Annotated in this window: 16 protein-coding genes; 3 read left to right on the top strand and 13 right to left on the bottom strand. The window is 46.3% G+C overall.

Translation table 11 applies throughout. The features are described from left to right. Nucleotides 1-4 precede the first annotated feature (4 nt). The 4 genes from nuoK to BN8_RS29205 form a co-directional block, all read right to left on the bottom strand. Entirely contained in the window at nucleotides 5-316 is a 312-nt protein-coding gene (nuoK, locus tag BN8_RS29220; protein ID WP_009285562.1) for an NADH-quinone oxidoreductase subunit NuoK, read from the bottom strand. Continuing rightward, complete coding sequence (locus BN8_RS29215) at nucleotides 300-851, bottom strand: NADH-quinone oxidoreductase subunit J family protein (protein ID WP_009285561.1); 552 nt, start codon at nucleotides 849-851, stop codon at nucleotides 300-302. Before BN8_RS29215 ends, nuoK begins: the two co-directional genes overlap by 17 nt. A gap of 27 nt (nucleotides 852-878) precedes the next feature. After that, nucleotides 879-2,408 carry a 4Fe-4S dicluster domain-containing protein gene (locus BN8_RS29210; RefSeq protein ID WP_009285560.1) on the bottom strand — a complete coding sequence of 510 codons (1,530 nt, stop codon included), beginning with the start codon at nucleotides 2,406-2,408 and terminating at the stop codon, nucleotides 879-881. 109 nt (nucleotides 2,409-2,517) lie between these two features. Further along, nucleotides 2,518-4,929, bottom strand: coding sequence for an alpha-ketoacid dehydrogenase subunit alpha/beta (locus tag BN8_RS29205; RefSeq protein WP_040007051.1), 2,412 nt, complete (start codon nucleotides 4,927-4,929; stop codon nucleotides 2,518-2,520). Nucleotides 4,930-5,171: 242 nt separating this feature from the next. Here BN8_RS29205 and BN8_RS29200 point away from each other — a divergent pair, with 242 nt between their 5' ends. Then, entirely contained in the window at nucleotides 5,172-5,621 is a 450-nt protein-coding gene (locus BN8_RS29200; RefSeq protein ID WP_009285558.1) for a DUF1573 domain-containing protein, read from the top strand. Between the two features lie 331 nt (nucleotides 5,622-5,952). Next, nucleotides 5,953-6,858, top strand: coding sequence for a prohibitin family protein (locus tag BN8_RS29195; protein ID WP_009285557.1), 906 nt, complete (start codon nucleotides 5,953-5,955; stop codon nucleotides 6,856-6,858). An 88-nt stretch (nucleotides 6,859-6,946) separates the two neighbouring features. Here BN8_RS29195 and BN8_RS29190 read toward each other — a convergent pair whose 3' ends face one another. From BN8_RS29190 to BN8_RS29155, 8 genes are all read right to left on the bottom strand, one after another. After that, complete coding sequence (locus BN8_RS29190; protein WP_040007049.1) at nucleotides 6,947-7,990, bottom strand: hypothetical protein; 1,044 nt, start codon at nucleotides 7,988-7,990, stop codon at nucleotides 6,947-6,949. 160 nt (nucleotides 7,991-8,150) lie between these two features. Then, nucleotides 8,151-9,080: an alpha/beta hydrolase gene (locus tag BN8_RS29185; RefSeq protein ID WP_009285555.1), complete on the bottom strand. Its 930-nt coding sequence runs from the start codon at nucleotides 9,078-9,080 to the stop codon at nucleotides 8,151-8,153. Between the two features lie 78 nt (nucleotides 9,081-9,158). Further along, the gene (locus tag BN8_RS29180; protein WP_009285554.1) at nucleotides 9,159-10,397 is read right to left on the bottom strand and encodes a serine hydrolase domain-containing protein; all 1,239 of its coding nucleotides are present in this window, start codon (nucleotides 10,395-10,397) and stop codon (nucleotides 9,159-9,161) included. Nucleotides 10,398-10,534: 137 nt separating this feature from the next. Then, a complete protein-coding gene (locus BN8_RS29175) occupies nucleotides 10,535-12,091 on the bottom strand; it encodes a capsule assembly Wzi family protein (protein ID WP_009285553.1) in 1,557 nt (518 codons plus the stop codon). 42 nt (nucleotides 12,092-12,133) lie between these two features. After that, nucleotides 12,134-13,513: a sugar transferase gene (locus BN8_RS29170; protein ID WP_009285552.1), complete on the bottom strand. Its 1,380-nt coding sequence runs from the start codon at nucleotides 13,511-13,513 to the stop codon at nucleotides 12,134-12,136. Nucleotides 13,514-13,693: 180 nt separating this feature from the next. Continuing rightward, nucleotides 13,694-15,163: a capsule assembly Wzi family protein gene (locus tag BN8_RS29165; protein WP_144051848.1), complete on the bottom strand. Its 1,470-nt coding sequence runs from the start codon at nucleotides 15,161-15,163 to the stop codon at nucleotides 13,694-13,696. Between the two features lie 250 nt (nucleotides 15,164-15,413). Next, complete coding sequence (locus tag BN8_RS29160; protein ID WP_192579105.1) at nucleotides 15,414-15,920, bottom strand: T9SS type A sorting domain-containing protein; 507 nt, start codon at nucleotides 15,918-15,920, stop codon at nucleotides 15,414-15,416. 47 nt (nucleotides 15,921-15,967) lie between these two features. Further along, nucleotides 15,968-17,110, bottom strand: a complete 1,143-nt coding sequence (locus BN8_RS29155) for a glycosyltransferase (RefSeq protein ID WP_040007042.1) — start codon at nucleotides 17,108-17,110, stop codon at nucleotides 15,968-15,970. Between the two features lie 362 nt (nucleotides 17,111-17,472). Between BN8_RS29155 and BN8_RS33045 the strand changes: the two genes are divergently transcribed. Then, nucleotides 17,473-19,029 carry a glycosyl hydrolase family 28-related protein gene (locus BN8_RS33045; RefSeq protein ID WP_144051847.1) on the top strand — a complete coding sequence of 519 codons (1,557 nt, stop codon included), beginning with the start codon at nucleotides 17,473-17,475 and terminating at the stop codon, nucleotides 19,027-19,029. A 38-nt stretch (nucleotides 19,030-19,067) separates the two neighbouring features. Here BN8_RS33045 and BN8_RS29145 read toward each other — a convergent pair whose 3' ends face one another. Then, nucleotides 19,068-20,180 (bottom strand): glycosyltransferase family 4 protein, encoded by a 1,113-nt coding sequence (locus tag BN8_RS29145; protein WP_009285547.1) that lies wholly within the window; start codon nucleotides 20,178-20,180, stop codon nucleotides 19,068-19,070. Nucleotides 20,181-20,267 lie beyond the last annotated feature (87 nt).

Genomic DNA, 20,267 nt, shown 5'->3' with positions numbered 1-20,267 from the left:
ACCATCACTGTTTCAATTCATTCAACTCATCCAACTGGGCCGTGCGGAAATGTCGGTACACTTGCAGCACGATTGCCAGCGCCACCGCCGATTCGGCAGCGGCTACCACCATCACAAACAACGCCAGCATCTGGCCCTGCAGGCGGTCGGGATCATGCCGACTGAAGGCAACCAGGTTCAGATTAACGGCGTTGAGCATTAATTCAATGCCCATCAGCACCATGATAACGTGGCGCTTAAGCAACACAACGGCTAATCCTATGCTGAAGAGCGCAGCGCCGACAATAAGATATAACTGACTAGGTACGGTTTCCATGTTTGGTAAGCGGGTTAGAACGGGGCGAAGCCAGGTACGTAGCACCCACCAGAGCCGCCAGCAACAATATGCCAACAATCTCGAACGGCACAACGTACTCGGTCATGAGCTGCTTACCGATCGTATCGATTGTTGTCTGCCAATTTGGGCTTGGCTGATTAAGAATCGTAAAGTTGGTCCGCGCCAGTAGGGTGTACAAGCCCAGAAACAAGGGCACTGCCACCAGAAGGACCCCTACCCAATTTCGGTTCAACGTAAGAATGCGGTTTGGCTGCTGGCTGTCCGTACTGGCTTGTGGGTCACGTTTGTGCGTAAGCATAACACCAAAGATGACCAGCACCAGCACCCCACCCACGTAGATCATGATCTGCGCAATGGCCAGGAAATCGGCACCGGCCAGCACAAAGAGAGCGGCTACCCCCAACAGGGTCAGTAACAGAAAAAAAGCGGCATACAGTACGTTTCGCGTTAATAACACGGCTAACGCACCGCCGATAGTCAGGGCTGCAAAGCCGTAGAATGCAAGTTGAGCCACAAGTTTCGCAGATTACACAGATTTGTCTTACGTTGTTTCACCCGAGTTGTCAGCCGTCTCGTCCGGTTTCGGTTTGGGCTTCATGGTTGGCCGGAAAGCTGGCTTCGGTTTGGGCAGTTCCGGAACAACCGCTTCTCCATCAGGCTTTGCGGAATCACTAGAACTCTCTTCCGGCTTTGGGATTGTTGGCTTCATCGTAGGCCGGAAAACCGGTTTCGCCTTAGCTGGTTCGGGTGTCGGCTGTTCAGGAACACCGGCCGACTTGTCCGAAGCCGCTTCGGCTGGCTTAGCCGCTTGAGTAGGCTTCATCGTAGGACGAAACGCTGGCTTCGGTTTGGGCGGTTCAGGAGCAGCCGCTTCCTCATTGGCTTTTGCTAGTTCCGTCGACGTACTGTCGGGCTTTGGTGCAGCCGGTTTCATTGTGGGTCGAAACGCCGGGCGCGGTTTTGGTGCGTCCGGCGCTGGCGCATCCGGAGCCGTCTGTTGTACCTCCCCCCGATCGGCCGCATCCTGACGAGCCTCCAACGCAATCTGGCCCGCTTCGTCGGGGGTAGCGTCAGTAACCGGGTGCTCCAACGCTGACCCTACTGAGTTACGTTTGTCGATCGGTTTCTTTAGTTCCTTGTCTTCCGAATTACCCGGCTCCACTGATTTAGCCGCCGGTGGCTTCATGGTCGGTCGGAAGGCCGGTTTGGGAGCGGCTGTTTTTTGCGCTGCTTCTTCAGCCTTTACCTCCGACTGAACTGCTGGAGCTGGCTCGGCGGGTTTCTGCTCGTCAGATGTCTCTGTTTTTGCTGTTGGCTTCAGCGTCGGTTTGAACACCGGCCGTTTAGGAGCTGGTGGAGTCGCTGCGGACTCGGCCGATGCAACTTGCTCCGGTTCGGCCGGGACGGTCGTTTCGGCAGGTGGCGTAGCCGCAGGTTTGGCGGTAGGCCGGAAAACGGGCCGTTTGGCCGCTGGCGCTGCTTCGGTCGACTGGGGAGCGGGGGCTTTCTGCGCTTTAAGTTCTTCCTTCTCCCGAACGAACTGCTCGTAGAGAGCCCGCTTTTCATCGGCCTGTTCGGGCGTCAGATTCGCAAAATGATACGTAAGCTTTCCGAGTTCAAACTCACTATAATCGAAGGTTTTCTCCATCGTCAGGCACTCGGTAGGGCACACGACCGTACAAAGCCCGCAATAACAGCATTTGGCCATGTCGATGTCAAACTTGGCCGCATACAGACGAATGGGGGAGCCGTCGGACGCCCGGCCTACTTCCTCCGTAGCTTTGACGGCATCGATCGTGATGCAGTCGACGGGGCATACTTTGGCGCATTTATCACAGACAATACAATCGTCGATCTCGTTGTAGAGCCGGTATCGCCCATTGTCTGGGATGGGCAATTGCTCATGCGGGTACTGCAACGTAACGAGGCCGTTCTGTTGCTCGAAGTAGTTTTCGCTGGCAACACCGACTGGTGTCCGACGCTGCGTAGCGTGACGCAAATGCTGCAGTGTCAGACTGAGGCCCTTCAGCGTTGTCCGGATGCCATCCTGTATGTCTTGAAAATAGGACATGTCACAAAGGTAATAAACGCAAAGGGCGCTAAGCTCTCGCAAAGACCGCAAAGATAATTTGCGATCCCAGCGTTTCCTTTGCGCCCTTTGCGTTTAAACTGAATTACGATCAATACAATTCCGGAAAGCGCGATGGTTCGGCTTCGCTCATCAGCGCATACACGGTTTCGATCACGTCATCTACATTCGGCTTTGAGAAATAATCCCCATCCGAACCATAGGGCGGTCGGTGTGCTTTTGCGGTCAGCGTACGCGGAACCGAATCAAGGTATTGATACGCTTTCTGTTCCTCTACTACCTGCTGCATCATGTAGGCCGATGCCCCACCCGGTACGTCTTCGTCGGCAAACACCACCCGGTTGGTTTTTCTGATCGACTCGACAATTGAATGATGCACATCGAAAGGTAGCAATGTCTGTACGTCGATTACCTCCACACTGATGCCCATGTCCGCCAAATGACTGGCTGCTTCCATCACGATTCGGCACATCGATCCGTAGGTAACCACGGTTACATCTGCGCCTTCACGAAGCACCTCGGGAACGCCGAGCGGCAGGCAGAATTCGTCTAAATTATCAGGAAGTCGCTCTTTGAGCCGGTAGCCGTTGAGACACTCGATCAGCAGCGCCGGATCGTCGCTTTTAATTAGTGTGTTGTAAAATCCGGCCGCCTGGGTCATGTTTCGGGGCACCAGAACGTGCATACCCCGCAGGCTGCTGAGCATAGCCCCCATTGGCGACCCGGAATGCCAGATACCTTCCAGCCGGTGGCCGCGCGTTCGAACAATAAGCGGAGCTTTCTGTCCACCCTTGGTTCGGTACAGCAGCGTGGCCAGATCGTCGGTCAGGGTTGCCAGCGCGTAAAATATGTAGTCGAAGTATTGAATCTCCACAATTGGGCGCAGCCCCCGCATAGCCAGTCCAATACCTTGCCCAATGATGGTTGTTTCGCGAATGCCGGTGTCCGTAATACGTTCTTCCCCGTATTTCTCCTGCAAACCGGCAAACCCCTGGTTTACGTCACCAATCCGGCCTACGTCTTCACCCAGCGCTACCACACGCGGGTCACGGGCAAAGAGGCTATCAAAGTAACGCTGCATGAGTATGTAGCCATCAACCACCGGGCCATCTTCCGGATAATGCGCCGGTATCTCCTTCACCAGCATCGGCGACTCGGGCGATTGGCTGTATAAGTGTGAGCTAAACCGATCGTCGTTTTCTGACCTTGTGCGGATGAGCCAATTTCGGAGATTTTCTTTAGCGTTGCCTGTATCGTTCCGCACTAACCGGAGGGCTTTACGAACAGCCGCCACATCGTCACGGCGCAGAGGATTGACAATCCGGCGAAGTTCCTCACGAATCGCCATCAGTTCGGCCGATTTTGGATGGTTCCGGGCGGTCTGCTGCAATAGATCAACAACTTCGTTGTGATCGCCCTGTAGAGACGCCTGAAACGCGTTCCAGGCATCGACACGAGCCTCACGGGCAACCTGTTTTGCCTCGGCTTCGATAGCATCCAGCTCATCGCTGCTGGCATAGCCATTCTCCAGAATCCACAGCCGGAACATCCGGTTGCAGTCGTGCTCAACCTCCCAGGCTAACCGCTCAGTCGACTTGTAGCGTTCGTGCGAACCGGAGGTCGAATGTCCCTGTGGCTGAGTCAGTTCCTGTACGTGAACAAGTACGGGAACATGCTGTTCGCGGCAGATGCGGGCGGCATGCTGATACGTTTCGATGAGGGCCACATAGTCCCAGCCTTTTACCGTAAACAGTTCGAAGCCTTTGTCATCAATAGCATCCCGCTGAAAACCAGCCATAGCTTTAGAGATGCTACCTTTTGTTGTCTGATACTCAACCGGCACAGAGATACCATACCCATCGTCCCAGACAGACATCAATAGTGGCACTTGCAGTACCCCGGCCGCATTCATGGTTTCCCAAAACATTCCCTGCGACGTGGAGGCATCGCCGATCGTACCGAATACAACTTCATTACCATGCCGGGAAAAGTTGGTCAGTTCACTCAGTTCGGGGTTCTGCCGGAACAGCCGCGACGCATAAGCCAGCCCAAGCGAACGCGGAAGCTGCCCGGCCGTGGGAGCAATATCGCAGACGGAATTGAAGAATTCGGTCTGATTTCGCCACAACCCGTTTTCGTCGAGCCAACGGGTGGCAAAGTGGCCATTCATAGATCGGCCCGCCGTATTAGGTTCACGCGTGACGTCGGTATCGGCATACAGTTGCGCGAAGAATTCGGTCCAGCGTAGTTCACCCAGCGCAGCCACGAAGGTCTGATCACGATAATAGCCGGAGCGGAAGTCCCCTCGTCGGAAAGCGCTGGCGGCAGCAATCTGCGCCAGTTCTTTACCATCGCCGAAGATACCAAACTTGGCACGCCCGCCCATTACGTCCCTCCGACCCAGCAAACTGGCCTGTCGACTTTCGCAGGCTACACGATAGTCGGAAAGGATTTTTTCGCGGGAGAGAATATCAGTCGAGCGGAGTTGTTCGTTTGCTATCACAGCGCTGCCATTGATTGAAAGCGTTCAACATGTCTGTTCATTGATGAAGTCGCCGAGACCTGAAAATCGGAATCAAGCGAAAGTAAAAATAATATAAAACAACTCACCTTTCAAAAAAACGATTTTTTACGTTTCTTTGTTAAGCGGACGATGGCCAACAACTATTTGGCTAAATCTTTGCTTGAGTTTGTGTTTATAAGGTCGGTCTATTAAACAACCAAACCATAATTTTCTCCAGTCCAATGAAAAAGTTTTTTTCACTATTTGTAGCTTTATTTGTGTTTGTTGCAGTTGGCTACGCGCAAAAGGGGGTGATGAAGTTTGCCAAAGAGACACACGATTTTGGCAAAGTGGAGCAAGGTAAGCCTGTTACTTACGTGTTTGAGTTTAAGAACTCAGGCTCTGACCCGATTATTATCAACGACGCTACGGCCTCTTGCGGCTGTACCAAACCAAGTTGGACTCGGGAGCCGGTTCTGCCGGGCAAAACGGGCAGCGTATCAGCTACGTATAACGCACTGGCATCAGGCCCCTTCAATAAATCAGTAACCGTAACCAGCAACGCAGAAGGCGGTCAGATTACGCTGTTCCTGAAAGGTGAGGTTGTAGCTCAGAAAGACGCAGGCCAGGCAACGGTTGCTCCGGTCGATAAATCGAAAGACAAGAAAAAAGGTACCAAGACTTCACGGTAATGCGCTGAAGGGTTAATTGATAGTACCCAAAAGGCATCTGGTTGTTTACCGGATGCCTTTTTTAGTACCCTCCCGATTGTCAGGCCTCCCGACCTAATTAAATAGCCGGCGTCCACTCCTGTAAAACAGCTACCTAGCCGCTGCCGACTTTTATACATTTGAGCCGTCTTCTGACTTAAGCGACTATGATTCCGCCACCTCGCCGTTAAATTTCGGCACCTCTCTGCTGCCGGTTGTTATCTACAGCCTTTTCCTTACCTTTTGTTGCGATACAACCAACGTATGGTTATGGTTGAGCCTATCGCACACCGTATCTTAACCACATACTACCATGTTTCTTCTAATTCTTGGTACACTGGCCCTGATCGCCGGTTTTGCCATCAATACGCCATCGTTGGCGTTCTCCCGCTATGCCCGCCCCGTTAAAGTGGTCGGCGTTATTTTACTTGTTTTCGGTTTCCTTACGGCCAGTGTCCGACAGATCGACGCCGGTCGTGTGGGCGTAGTTTCACTTTTTGGTAATGTCAGCGACCGTACATTGAACTCGGGCCTGAATCTGGTGAATCCGTTAGCCAGCGTAACCGAGTTCGATATCAAAACGCAGAACTACACCATGTCGGCAACAAATGATGAAGGGCAGAAAATTGGCGATGACGCAATCCGGGTACTCACCGCCGACGGTCTCGAAGTGGTGATCGATCTGACAGTCCTTTATCGGATGATTCCGGCTGATGCGCCAAGAATCTTCCGGGAAATTGGTACGGATTATACCGATAAAATCGTGCGCCCCATCACCCGCACCCGCATTCGTGATAATGCCGTTTACTACGATGCCGTTGCTCTGTACTCGACGCGCCGGGATGAATTTCAAAATCGAATCTACAAAACCATCGACAGTGATTTTAGAAAGCGGGGTTTACTGCTAGAGCAGCTGTTGATCCGTAACATTAACTTGCCCAACTCGGTTAAGCAAACCATCGAATCGAAGATCAACGCGGAGCAGGAGGCTCAAAAAATGCAGTTTGTATTGCAGAAAGAACGTCAGGAAGCGGAACGGAAGCGAGTCGAAGCGCAGGGCATTGCCGACTACCAGAAAATTCTGTCTACCGGCTTGTCGGACCGGCAGTTGCAATATGAACAGATCAAGGCACAGCGTGAACTGGCCGCGTCCCCCAATGCCAAGATTGTCATTATGGGCAGCCGGAGTAATACTCCTTTGATCTTAAACGAAAAATAAAAAAGAGGGCAGCTTTGTAACGAAGAATCCCTTCCCTAACGTCAGGGAAGGGATTCTTCGCAGATGTACTGAGCACACAACTGGCTGGCTAAACAGTCGGTTCCACCGGTCGGTCATGGGTGTTGTCGTTGTCCTTAGAATCAGTGCCCATTTTGGCACCATAGCCTGCTACAGCCGCGCCGAGTATTAGGCCCAGCGAGGCAAGAATTGAAGCGGTTGACGCCGACGAAGCTGCCTGATCGGCTACCTGTCGGGCCTGGGTTGCCGCCTGCTGTTTCGTCTGATTCCATTCGGTTACTGCCTGGTTGTAGGTGCTGATCCAACGATCAACGATTTGATTAGCCTCAACCCGGCTTTTGCCGGTACGTTCAACAATTACGTTTACGGCTGCTTCGCGGTCGAAGGCATCCATAACATTTCCCCCCTGACGTAAAATTTGATTCAGTACGTTCTGTGCTACATCATCGGCCCGTTGCGGATTAGCAGCCGCTCGTTCAGCGGCATCGCTAACCCTGTTTTGAGCACGATCAACCTGCTGCTCCTGGTTATTGGGTTGTAAACTTTGCTTTCCTGTATCCCGCAGTAACTGTTCGATTTCCGCCCGTAGGTTATTGAGGTTGAGGCTCTGTTGATTGTCTGTTACATTACTCAGTTCAGGAGCTACCTGCGCAACTCCCTGCCCGGCCGCGCTCAGTACGTTGCTCACTAAGCTTGTAGCTCCCCCAATAATGCGGCCAATGGCAGTTGAGAGCATATAGAATGTAATCAGCGTAACCAGACACCAGGTCAGAACACCATGAATAAACCCGTCGAATGACCGTGGAGCACTTGACAGTCGACCAGCTACCCAGCCACCAGCAAAAAGTGCAACCAAACTAGTGAGTACGTACCAGATAGCAGCGCCAACCCCCAGTCCCTTAACGGGATTCTGTTCTTCAACTGGGTCGATAGTTCCCAGACCGATGCCAAAACCTAATAAGGATAAAACTAGTTGGGTTACAATTGCGATGAGAACACCGGCAAAAATGGCGCTCCATGAAATACGCTTCAAAGCTGCCAGGCCCGTGTCAACGACGGTCTGACTACGGTAAACTGGTTCACGATACCGATGATACGTAGGAGAATTTTCCATTGCCATTACATTTGGTTAGTTACCTGTAATAGCATAAAAAAGGTGCCACGCTGCAATCTACGACCTAAGCCACTAATTAACAGTAGTTTATCTTTTGGCAGATAGTTTTTTTGACTACTATTTTTCCCGGTTATGAGGGCACACCTCTACACTTATCTATTTACTTTATAGAGTTTGACGATTTAAAAAAGGTCTGAAGCCATGCCTGACATGTTACCGGCCAGGTTTTCAGTGAGCCAAATTTATCCGTTCGCATTCCGTATCCGTGCCCGCCGGTTGGATAAAGGTGCATTTCGGCCGGTATACCGGCCCTCAACAACGCCATGTAATAATTGATGCTGTTTTCGACCGGAACCGCCTTGTCGTCCATTGAATGCACCAGAAAGGTCGGCGGTGCCAGGTTCGTGACCTGTTGCTCGTTGGAGTAGTACGCAATCATCTCCGGCGACTTTGACAATTTGCCCAGGAGCTTATCGCGGGAACCGGTATGGGCTTTATCGCCAAATGTTACAACGGGATAGAGAAGAATAGCAAAATTGGGTTTTGCCTGCTCACTGGCCTGCGGGCCTCGAAAGTAGTGCGTGGATAAGGTCGACGCGAGGTGTCCTCCAGCCGAAAATCCCATCACGCCAATTTTATTCGGATCAATAGCATAGCGGTCCGCGTTTTGCCGAATAAGTTTCATCCCCTGCATAGCATCCATCAACGGTACTTCGTGAGGATTGGTCATTGCTGTCGAGTCAGGCAAGCGGTACTTCAGCACGAACGCCGTTACTCCCATCGTATTAAACCATCGTGCTACGTCCTCACCCTCGTGGCTGGCTGCCAGAATCCCATAGCCACCACCGGGGCAAATCATCACAGCCACACCGGTAGCCTTATCTTTGGGAACCGGATACGCTGTCAGGGTGGGGACGGTTACGTTACTAATTCTGAGGATGCCATCAGTTGTAACGGACTTTTCGGTTAGGTTTACGCCTGCAATAGCGTTCGGAATGGCATTATCAGGCCATAGTTTAATAACTTCCTGCGACATGGCGGGGTAAGTGAGCGCAGCGCTTAACAGCAGAGTAGTAGCGATTCGACGCATAAGAACAAGGGCCAGCAGATACCACGTTTTAAAACGAAAACGATCTCACTCAAAAGTCTGCCCTAAACGCAAGTCTACTCATATTTCGACTTCGCCATCTTCATCTGTGCCAACTCCAGACGTGTTTTGATGGCTTTGCAGTACGTCGATCAGCTCCTTTACACGGTACACTGACTTGTTGTATCGATTGGAAAGCAAAATAATAACGTACTCGTCTTTAGGGCTGAACCAGAACATGGTGTTATACCCTTTCCACCACCCAGAGTGGTAGATGGCTTCGGGCTGATTCATTTCATTAACGAACATCCGGAAACCGTATCCGTAGTTTTTTGTCCCTTTCTTTTCAAAGCTACGGGGTAAGAAAGCCTCAGCCAGGGTTTTTCGCTGCAAGACACAATCGCCATTCAGCGCCCGATACCAGCGGAACAGATCGCCGGTAGTTGAGTAGATACCTTTGTCCCCCACCACATCGTCGTAATAATCCTTGGGTAACCGCCGATTCCACTGATACCCGGCGGTTCGATGCATGTTGATCGAATCGCTTTGGGTAGTAGCCACAAACGTGTTATGCATACCTAGCGGCTCGAAGATATTTTTCCGAATAAATGCTTCATAGCTTTTCCCAGTCGCCTTTTCAATGATTGATGCCAGCACCATATAGTTCGTATTACTATAGCTGAAATGGCGGCCCGGTACGTTGTAGCGCTTTGGGGTTGGCTTTACCGTGGCGAACCAATGCATGATAGTGGCATTGGTCGGATAAGGCTTTTCACGTTTATAGAAATTCACCTTCATGCTGTCATCAAAGGCATAGGCGTAGTTAGGCAGCCCGCTACGATGACAGAGCAGGTCACGGATTGTAATGCCGTGGTATGGGAAATCAGGGTAGAAATGCTGGATTGTATCTTCAAAACTCAGCTTACCAGCCTCGATCAATTTGAGAACGCCGACTGCGGTAAAAGTTTTTGACAGGGAGGCCAGTTGAAACTTTGAATCCTCAACCAGCGAGTCGCGCTCATGACGCTCGAAATGGGCGTAGCCAAAGCATTTTTTGTAGAGAACAAGACCTTTCTGAGCGACCAGTACGTTGCCATTAAAGCCGGCTCGCACCTTCTGCTCGATAACCTGAGCAATCTTTTGCGTTTTCTCGTCGGCTTCAATTTCTGCCCGGATGGCTTGCTGTTCGGCTGATGACAGCACCTGATCGCCCGCACAGTTACGAAGCGCGTCGGCTGAACGCTTCAGTTGTTTTTGATCACCCTGTCCGCACGAAGCGACTACACTCAGTACTAACAAGCCTGCAATCCAACGACGCATATTCGCTATTCGCACCATCCTTTCGCTACAAATCCCCTTTACTATACCAACTAACTAACGCAAAAATAAACATTGCCCTATGCCTGTCAACTCGCTTCCTAAAAATTTGCTTATAAATTACAAAAACCCTTTCTAGATCAAGGCCAGCGATAGTTTGGTGTAGTGGGAGCCGGGGTCGAACGGGGGCGATCAGGTATTGATTGACGCGCCCTGCCGAAGAAGCCTGTCTTGCGCAAGCCGAGGTAAAAGCCAGCACTGTTTGGTAGTAACTCTCCGCTATCCAGCGCCACCGAACCGTTGACCACCGCCCCTCCCAGCAGATTGATTGGCAACGAAGCCGTCAGCATCCCTGAGAACTGGTTTGGGCTGGTCGGGAACGGAATATTATATGTTCCAAAATTCCGGCTAAATGACAGGCGAGCCGTCAGATCCAGTTTTGAAAAGGCTAAAGCGTTCACTGCAAAATGGAAAACGCGGACGCGGTTGTTGGCAATTCCTGCGCCGTAACGTGGTAATGACTTAGAGGTTTCAGCATCAGTGGTGAAGAAGGGGGTACCAATAACACGACCAAAGTAAGTCCAACCATCAAGAAATTGAGTATGATTAAAATAGTTATCACGCCCCCTCAGATCCGGATTAAGTATATCAAAGGTAGCCCCTCCTTGACTACCAGTGTATACATATTCAACTGTTAGTCGCTTAAAAGATATTATATCGTAATAATTCTGATTTACTTTTTTTAAGCATAGTCCATTTACACCATCTTTAAGATTTGTACCATAATACAATGAACCATCGTCATATAAGAACTCTCTATATATAAGTAGATTCATATCACCTATATTAATATCTGCACCAATATCTACTGATCCAAGATGGTTACCAATGCGATTCCATTCGAATGAAGATATTGTTTTGTCTGATTCTTTCCCTCTAATTCCAAACACTAATGCTAAGTAATTTCGAAAATTGGCAGGTAACTTACCTCCTTGATTCGTGAACCTTGGATCAATAAATTGTGATTGTCCACCCCACATTACTTGGTGATTCACACCTCCATAAAATCGAACTGGCCATGCTTGTTTACCCAACCGTAGATAAAGATATTTTTGATGCAGATAAGATCCCTTAACTAATCGGTCGGCGTTTTCAAACCAACCGTGGGCATACGCCCCCATTACAGAGAGAATCCCTTTAGTGAACGGGATAGGAGTAAATTCAGGAATAGCAATCTGAACCTTTGGAAACGGCAGTGCATTTCCCGACCAGACGTAAGCGCCGGTGGTCAGCAGTGTATCAACTAGGCCAACGATTTCGCGTCGTCGACCACCATAAATCTCAAAGGCTCCGAACCTGCCTTTGATATAGGCTTCAGGTAACAAAAATTGGCTGTTGTCGCCACTACCAGCGTTAGTTATTACATTTATACCATATCCCCAGTCCAACTTAGGTCGGTAGCCGGTACTATCCCGCTGTAAATAATCCGAGCGGATACCTGCGTTCAGCCGAAAAAAAGACGATTTGAGTGGCACAGTACCATACTGATTGGCCCGTAACCAGAACGGCGTCTGGTCAGAGGCCGCCATACCACCCACTTCAACGTGATACTCAGTTAGTTTCTGCCCGAAGACAGTCGTAGCTGTAACCAGCAATACGACAAAGCAATATTGATATCTGAATTGAGAAATGCTCATAAGTGCTCAACACGTTTCTTCATCGAACGTGTTTTGAAGGTATTATTTACCGCGTCCCTGCACCATGACCCGGACTGTCTGAGCGATAATCCACATGTCGAGCAAAAAAGAACGACGCTCCGGGTATAGCAGATCATAGCGTAAACGTTGTACCATTTCCTCTACATTAGCAGCATAGCCAAACTTAATTTGTCCGATCGAGGTTATTCCAGGCTTCACTCTAAGCAGATTACGGTACTCTGGGGCAATTTCTACAATCTGATCGATAAAATACTGTCGTTCCGGCCGAGGACCTACCACCGACATGTCGCCAATGAGCACATTATAAAACTGCGGCAGTTCATCCAGACGGGTTTGCCGCATAAAATGCCCCCAAGGTGTAATACGGCTATCGTACTGGCCTTTTGACAATAAGGGTACTGACTTTTCGGAGTTAATATACATGCTCCGAAATTTATAGATAGTGAAAGGTTTTCCTTCACGACCAATCCGTTCCTGTGCATATAGCACCGGCCCCCGCGAAGTCACCCGGGTGACGAGAGCCATTAACAAGAATACCGGCGAGCCAAATACCAGCACACTTAAAGAAAAGACTATATCAAACGTCCGCTTAAAGATGTTCACCCGAAAGTCGGCCAGCATCTGTGACGACAGATTCAGAACAGGCAAAAAATCATGGTATTCGACCGACGCTCCTTTTGCCAAAAAACCTCGAAAATCCACCAGAAGCTTAACCTGGAAGTCAATATCTTCAGCGTCGTCAACAATACTTTTCAAACGGCTATTATCAATATAGGGCAGGCAGCAATAAACACAGTCAATTCTGTTCTGCCTAACATACTCCCGCAGCTGGTCATAGTTGCCCCGAAGCAGATGCTGGTTATCCTCATTTGGCTGATCGAAGTATCCAAAAAAATGAAAACCCATTTCCGGATGCGCTTCGTAAAACCGGTTAATCATGGTTGCCAGTTTACCATACCCCACAATAACGTAGCGCCGGTTGTTATACCCTCTGGCTCGATATTCACGTAGAAAAATTAATCCGCCAATCCGAAACAGTGATCCAAATATGAGAAAGAGGAAATACGTAATTAGGAGATGTTCGCGAGAATAATAGTATCCTTTAACAATTACCCAAAAAACCGAAACGATAGCCACGTGAATCGCCGTAAGCAACATCAGTTTCTGAATCAGATGATAGGCTTTGAATAATTGCCGGGGAAAGGTATACGGTTTTAACAGCAGAATGTCCGCCAGCCACACCAGGTTAAATACAGCCCAAAGCATGGCGTAGGGAGGCTCAGCAACGGCATCTAACGTTCGAAACTTAATCCAGTAAGCCCCTACAAAAGCCGCATTCAGACTTAGTAAGTCAAAGAACACATGAAGCGGAAAGAGTAGTATGGAATACCGATGTCTCATTTACTTATTGGCATTATAGATCGACGCACAACTCTCAATTTTATTAAGAAGCAGAACGTCGACACTAAGATAGAGGGTTGAGCATGACCGGCTAACTTAAAATTATCCTACGGCTCAACCCGTTCCTGCTCACATGATAAAATATAATATTCTAAAAGTTAAGTTTTTAACTCCACCGTACTAGTACGCTTCGGTTGAAAAAACTTTACGAAGTCCCAAATATACACCCACACCATTGGTATACAATGTTCCCGTATCGGTTGCCAGAGCGCCTGTCAGTTGCATACCACCTAGAAGCGTCAATGGAACCACTACATTAGCAAAGCCGGAAAACTGATTCCGGATGGGTAAATACGGTTGATCGTAGGTTCCCAGATTTCTACTGTACGATAATTTTAGCTGATAGGTTATTCGGCCATCCAATACAGGCCATCTAAATTCCGGCAAACTTCCTGCCATACCTACATGCATAACACGCACGCGATTATTGGCGGTGAATGTTCCAAAGGGGTACTCGCCATTTGGTCCAAGAGCCGGTGGTATAAATGGCGTACCTATCGTATGCTGTCGGTAGGCCCAGCCATCGCGGTATTGCTGATGATTGAAATAATTATCCTTTCCTTGCAGAGAGGGATCGCCCCAGACAAAAAGCGGTCCACCTTGACTGGTAGTATTTAAAAATTCAATGACAAAATCCCGGACAATCGCATCCGGATCGTTCCGGCGAATACGCAACCCATTCAGGCCATCCGCGATATTAATCAGGTAAAACAGGGAGCCGTCTTCGTAAATATTCTGTCGATAAAAAAACAATGTGTGTTTAACCAAATCCAGTTCCAAGCCCACATCCAGCGTCCCGAGGTGATTACCAACCCGGTTAGTTATTTCAAAAGTCGTATAAGCGCTAGAATCTGTTCGGCTGAAACGATCACCAACCACAACGTAATAGTAATCAATTAAACTGGACGGCAATCGTCCATCGTCCGGTACAAGCCCTGTGCCCTTTAAATAGTCTGTACGCCCACCCCAAACGACCTGATGATTAAAGCCACCATACACACGAACTACATCCTTTGGCCGGCCAAGTCGCACATAAAACGTTTTTTGATGCAGCATGGTATTCCGCACAAAACCCGTTGCTCCCAGAAATCCATGAGCGTAAGTACCCTGAATGGCTACCCAGCCTTTGGTAAAACCAATCGGCGCGAACGTCGGAATAGATACCTGAATTTTGGGGATGGGGATGGCATTGCCCGACCAGGCATAAGATCCTGTTGACAAAGTCGAATCAGCCAATCCAAACTTCTCTCGTCGACGGCCCACATAGGCTTCAAACACACCTTTTCGTACTTTAAGATAGGCTTCTGGCAACAGGACCTGCCGCTCGTAGGGGAAAGGCTTCTGAGTTAGATTGCCCACTACGTTAAGGCCATACCCGACATCAAACTTACGTTTGTCAAGTGATGAGTCATAATCAGCGTAAGCTCCAAGCCGCAATGTAAAGGTCGGCGAGTTGTAAGGCACAATCCCGTACTGATTTGATCGTAACCAGAAGGGTGTTTTATAAGAGGAAGAAGTAAACGCCCCTAACTCAACTGTATAATGATCTGGTGTAATACTTGAATTTTGTGCCTGAGATACGTTGATCATGCACAGAACAGCACAAACTCTTATTAAGACCCTTACTTTATTCACCATCAGTAGTCTATCCACAGTTGAGAAGCTGTAAAAATAACGCTTTCATTGAAGTAGACATTGCCTTAGTAAATTCTTCATAGATGATGTATAATTAGTACCATAGCACCTATCTCATATTTTTGACCCGTGGCTTTAACATAAATGCCCGGTAAATCGGTAATAAATACTACCGATCCACCGGGCATTTATGACGTATCAGTCTTTATTGCTTAATTAACCGAACTACTCTTGTTACTCCATTAGAATTCAGTTTCAAAAAATAAACACCTGGCAGAAGGTCATGACCTTCAACCAACATCGTATTTCGCCCGACGGCTCGTTGCTCTTCAGCACGCTCAAACAATACTACACCCTTTAGGTTAGTTAACGTCTGAATCACCCTCCCACTCTGACTTAACGAATATTCAATTGATGTTTTATCAATAAAAGGATTAGGATAAGCCGTCACAGCAAATGCATTCTCAGTATTTGCATACTGTTGTGACTGTACAATTGTGGCTTTGAAAACGGAACCTGCCCTGGCTAAAAACCCAGGTGCCAATGTAACAGCCTGCCCGGCAACGTAATGGGCATTAGCACCTGACTGTACCTCGTTAGAAGCAGCTAAATAGGAAGCAGCCCTTTTTTCAATTGACAAACCAGAACGTACAACCTCCGAAATTTCCTGCTGAACCGCCTGTGCTACTGCTACGCAAGTGATAGCTACCATACTCATTGAGAGGATAAGACGCTTTATCATAATTTTTTAGAAAATTATCATGAGTAAGTAGACTGCCGCTTAAAGAGCGAATACTTGTTTTTTACAAAATTGCGAATTTTTTCTATAAAAATACGTTCATCAAACTTTTCAGCATGCCTTCTGATAAAATAAGGGTCGAAGTAAGATTCTACTTGTTCGAACTGATGCACTGCGTCGACAAGGTCAGATACAGTCTGTTCCTTAAAGTACAAAGCTGTAGCGACAGATGGATCATTTTCCACGGGGATTTGGGTAGCTAATACACCACCTGCTCCGTATGCAATTACAGGTCTACCGGATGCATTGGCTTCTAACGGTGTAATACCGTAATCTTCATGTTGAGGAAAGATAAACGCCCGGCAGTTGGCGTATAAATCAGCCAGTTCCGAAGCCGATAAACCACTCAGAAATGTAATGTTACTCTTAGCGCGAGCCTTTATTTCCTCAGCCTGGAGACCTTTACCCACTATAATCAATGGGTAACCAAGTTCATTAAAGGCGTCGATTACCAAATCTACTTTCTTATAGTATTCCAGCCGGGAAACGACCAGAAAATAGGACTTTGGTTGTTCAGACACATAGAAATTATTTACAGTGACCGGCGGATTTATAATCTCGATTGGCTCTTTTACCCTATACGTGTCACGTAATCGCCCAGCCGTTTCTTCAGTCATACCAATAAAGAAATCAGGTCGCTGAGCGGCCTTGAGATCAATTTCGCGTAAAGTGCCAAGAACAATATCAAACATTTTTTGCTTCAACAAGCCTGATTCGGCATACTGTGCGTAAGACGTGGGGTCCCAGGCCAAGCGGAAAGGGGTAAAACTGTAGCTGATTATCAATGACTTAGGGCTCAATTTCACGTATTTGGCACAGTGAGTACCTGACATCAAGACAACGTCATAATCTGTCAGATCATGTGACTGCATGGCCCAAATACCGAGTGGGAAGAAGAGCTTCTTCATTACGTTGTCGGTCTTGGCAATGTTTTGTAGCCACGTTGTGCGGATGTCACATTCCTTAAATTCCGGAAACGTTAAATGTGGCTGATAACATTGGGTGTATATCGGCGCGTCGGGGAAAGCCTTATGAAAGCAAAGAGCTACTTGCTCCCCTCCTGCCCGACACATCAGCCCATCTTGTACTAAAGCAATTTTCACGAGTATAATAGGTGTATATACAATACAAATGTATAAGGTAGTACGCTTTAATATTTATTATTTTATTGAAAAGTTAGTGGCGTATTACCTCAGTATTAAATTATCTGACCTTAAGTCAGTGTTTTGAGACTGGTGGTTAAATAACAATTTTCTACTACATAATTGGCAAAGTGCCTGCCTAAAACAAATAAAGGGAATGCTAACTTATCCAGTTAATAGTCTTTAATAAAGCTTCCGCTGCTCATCTTATAAAGAAATAGATTAATAATATAGTACTTTTATGGGTAAACAGAAATGATTAAATTAAGTTGCAATAATTGAGGATTAATTAAAAATATATCAACAATCAACCTTAAGTGACCATGAAGAAAACAGTCATACTACTTTTACTAGTTTCCCGAGCCTTACAGGCACAAGTCCCCAATTACAATGTACCTAAAAGCATAGTAAACCAAAAAGTTCTGCCCCAAAAGGATCAAAAAAAGTCATCTCAGGCTTTAGCTGAGGCATTACTTATTGTCAACGATCGAATTATTTTAGTGCGAGGTGTATCAGAATTGCAAACATATAGTGGACCTGCAACGCAACTTTCTACCATAGATGGGCGCTTTTGGACTTATGAAGCTTCAAGCAACACACCACCAAATAATGGTACTGTCATTCTTGCTAGCGGCAAAGGAAAAGGACGCTGGGTTTACAAACCAAAGGATACAATTAGCGTAACAGACTTTGGAGCAAGCCCAAATGATGGTACTGACGATCATGTTGCTATTCAACAGGCAATTAATTATGCATCAAAAAATAATTTTACACTCACTATACCAGATGGCTTATATAAAATTAGCAGTCCTCTCATTAAAACAGAAAGCTTTCTTGGAATAAATATTCGTTCGGCAGGAAACAATACCATTTTCGATTATTCTTCAATAAAAGGCTCTCAGGCATGTATAAAGATCATTGGTGGATCAGGTAAAATTTGCCAAGCATCAATTTCAGGAATTACGTTTAGAGGTAATCGTAATACTACAGGTATTGAAATAGCTGGACAATGTGGACAAACAATTACCCACTGCAATTTCGAAACTAATTTCACTGGCATTCTCTTTCATAATGAAGCTACTAATACATTCTCTGAATGGAACACAGGTTCTTTCTGTTCCTTTGCCTCCTCGTGTCGATATGCTATTTCATATAAAAGAACAAAAGGAAATAATTCATTTCATGGCTCAGGATTAGTGGGGGTTAATTATATCAATGCTAGCGGAGAGGCTGCTGTTTTGATTGGAGAAGACTGCTTTCCCTATAATGCTCCTCTAAATGCACAAGTTTGGTTTAAGCAAAATTCAGCATTCATCGAGAATAATAGTAAAAGCGCAGCGGTGCCTTATTTTAACGGTAATATTACATTTGAGCATTTTGGAGGAAATCTAACCTTAGCAACTAAAAACAAAGTTTTTTTTACAGGAGGTATTCAAGCTCTAGGTGACTTTGTTACAAGTGGGTTACTGTACCAATGTGATGCGTTGGTAATTAATCAAAATAATAGTACGACTCCATATGGATTAAGGTGGAACGGACAAATTGATATAAAATCTTCATCAACTGTTTTAAGTGATTTGAATGGAGCAATATATCAAGTAGCATTAACAATTATTGGTGACAATTATGACTACAGGTATATTTTAATTATAGATTCCAGCGGTGGCAATAATGGAAAAGGTAGTGTTACAATCTTGGCAACTACTAAAGAGTTTAATAGTATTGGTTATGGTAAACCAACATTCAATATTGATAGCTTTGGCCGATTGACGGTTACGAACCCAAATTATGCATCTTCTTCAAAAAACCTCAAAGCTTATATTACACTCAGGCAAATTGCTGATTATTATTATGGCAATTATCCGGCTAAGTCGTTTTGATAAGAAAAGTTATGTAGTATATCTCTTATACGTCCAGATTACTGTAAATTTTTAATGACATGAATAAACAAGTTATAAGAATCCTGCCAATTGTATTTTTTAAATTGAAATGAGCCTTTTTCAACAAGTTCATTACGGAGAGCAGGCTGATCAAGAATTTTAGTTATTGTTTTTACAAAACATTTACTATCATTTGGATTAACGTATTCCACAGCATCACCACAAATTTCAGGCATACTTGCTGCAGAAGATACAACTGCAGGACAACCACATGCCATTGCTTCAAGTGGAGGGAAGCCAAAGCCTTCATATAAAGACGGAAAAACAAATAAATCAGCTTGTCCGTATATCAAAGGTAAATCATTTAATTCAACATAACCTGTGAAACGTACACGTTCTTTCAAATACGTGTCGTCTTCAATAAACTCAAAAAGTTCTTTATCGCCTGTAATAAATCCTTCTTTTTTACCAACAATCAATAAATATAAGTCTGGATATAACTTACTAATGTCAGAGAATGCATCTACTAGTTTACGAAGATTTTTGTGAGGCTTAACATTGCCTACAAAAATTAAGTATCTTTCGGGTAGTTTATACTTATTATAAACCTCACTAATTTTGATCGGATCATTAATAACCCTAAATATTTTAGTATCTAATCCTAGATAAATTACATCTACTTTATCTGATTTTACTCCGGTATATTTTATAATTTCATTTTTTGAAAAAAAAGATATAGTTAATATTTTATTTGCCTTTTTAACTGCAAATCTCATTACGATATTTGCATACAATCGTTGCAATGGAGATAACAATTTAGCGAATGCCAGATGAGCCATATCTGGTATTGTAACAAGATGTTTCTTTGCCCGTATTGGTAACAATGGTATATTGTAATGTGGTGACCAGAAAATATCGCATACCGGTATAAGCCTAGGCAATTTTAATTGTTCTTCAATAGAGTAAATTGGAAATTCTGCATTTATACAGTTCCAATTATTATAGTGTCCAAAATAACCTACTAAGGTTGTTCTATTGCCCAGTAAAGTAATTTCAAACATTTTACTGGCGATAAGTCTATTCACGTACTGGTAAATATAAACCCCTATACCTGAATTAGTAATCATACGTGCATCTACGCAAATGTGCATTGGGTTTTACTTTTTTTTAAAGACGAAAAAAACTGTCGCAATAAATTATTTAACGCTTAATAGCTGATTATCTCGATTATTGTAAAT

The organism is Fibrisoma limi BUZ 3, from assembly GCF_000296815.2.
GTDB classification, from domain to species: domain Bacteria; phylum Bacteroidota; class Bacteroidia; order Cytophagales; family Spirosomataceae; genus Fibrisoma; species Fibrisoma limi.
Note: the sequence above shows the minus strand (reverse complement) of the source record. Positions and strands in the feature narration are given on the sequence as shown.

Excerpts from the sequence above, each read along its gene's own strand:
- BN8_RS29180 (WP_009285554.1), bottom strand. The coding sequence starts at position 10,397 with ATGCGTCGTTGGATTGCAGGCTTGTTAGTACTGAGTGTAGTCGCTTCG.
- BN8_RS29185 (WP_009285555.1), bottom strand. The coding sequence starts at position 9,080 with ATGCGTCGAATCGCTACTACTCTGCTGTTAAGCGCTGCGCTCACTTAC.
- BN8_RS29165 (WP_144051848.1), bottom strand. The coding sequence starts at position 15,163 with ATGATCAACGTATCTCAGGCACAAAATTCAAGTATTACACCAGATCAT.
- BN8_RS29190 (WP_040007049.1), bottom strand. The coding sequence starts at position 7,990 with ATGGAAAATTCTCCTACGTATCATCGGTATCGTGAACCAGTTTACCGT.
- BN8_RS29210 (WP_009285560.1), bottom strand. The coding sequence starts at position 2,408 with ATGTCCTATTTTCAAGACATACAGGATGGCATCCGGACAACGCTGAAG.
- BN8_RS29160 (WP_192579105.1), bottom strand. The coding sequence starts at position 15,920 with ATGGTAGCTATCACTTGCGTAGCAGTAGCACAGGCGGTTCAGCAGGAA.
- BN8_RS29200 (WP_009285558.1), top strand. The coding sequence starts at position 5,172 with ATGAAAAAGTTTTTTTCACTATTTGTAGCTTTATTTGTGTTTGTTGCA.
- BN8_RS29145 (WP_009285547.1), bottom strand. The coding sequence starts at position 20,180 with ATGCACATTTGCGTAGATGCACGTATGATTACTAATTCAGGTATAGGG.
- BN8_RS29170 (WP_009285552.1), bottom strand. The coding sequence starts at position 13,513 with ATGAGACATCGGTATTCCATACTACTCTTTCCGCTTCATGTGTTCTTT.
- BN8_RS33045 (WP_144051847.1), top strand. The coding sequence starts at position 17,473 with ATGAAGAAAACAGTCATACTACTTTTACTAGTTTCCCGAGCCTTACAG.
- BN8_RS29195 (WP_009285557.1), top strand. The coding sequence starts at position 5,953 with ATGTTTCTTCTAATTCTTGGTACACTGGCCCTGATCGCCGGTTTTGCC.
- BN8_RS29175 (WP_009285553.1), bottom strand. The coding sequence starts at position 12,091 with ATGAGCATTTCTCAATTCAGATATCAATATTGCTTTGTCGTATTGCTG.
- nuoK (WP_009285562.1), bottom strand. The coding sequence starts at position 316 with ATGGAAACCGTACCTAGTCAGTTATATCTTATTGTCGGCGCTGCGCTC.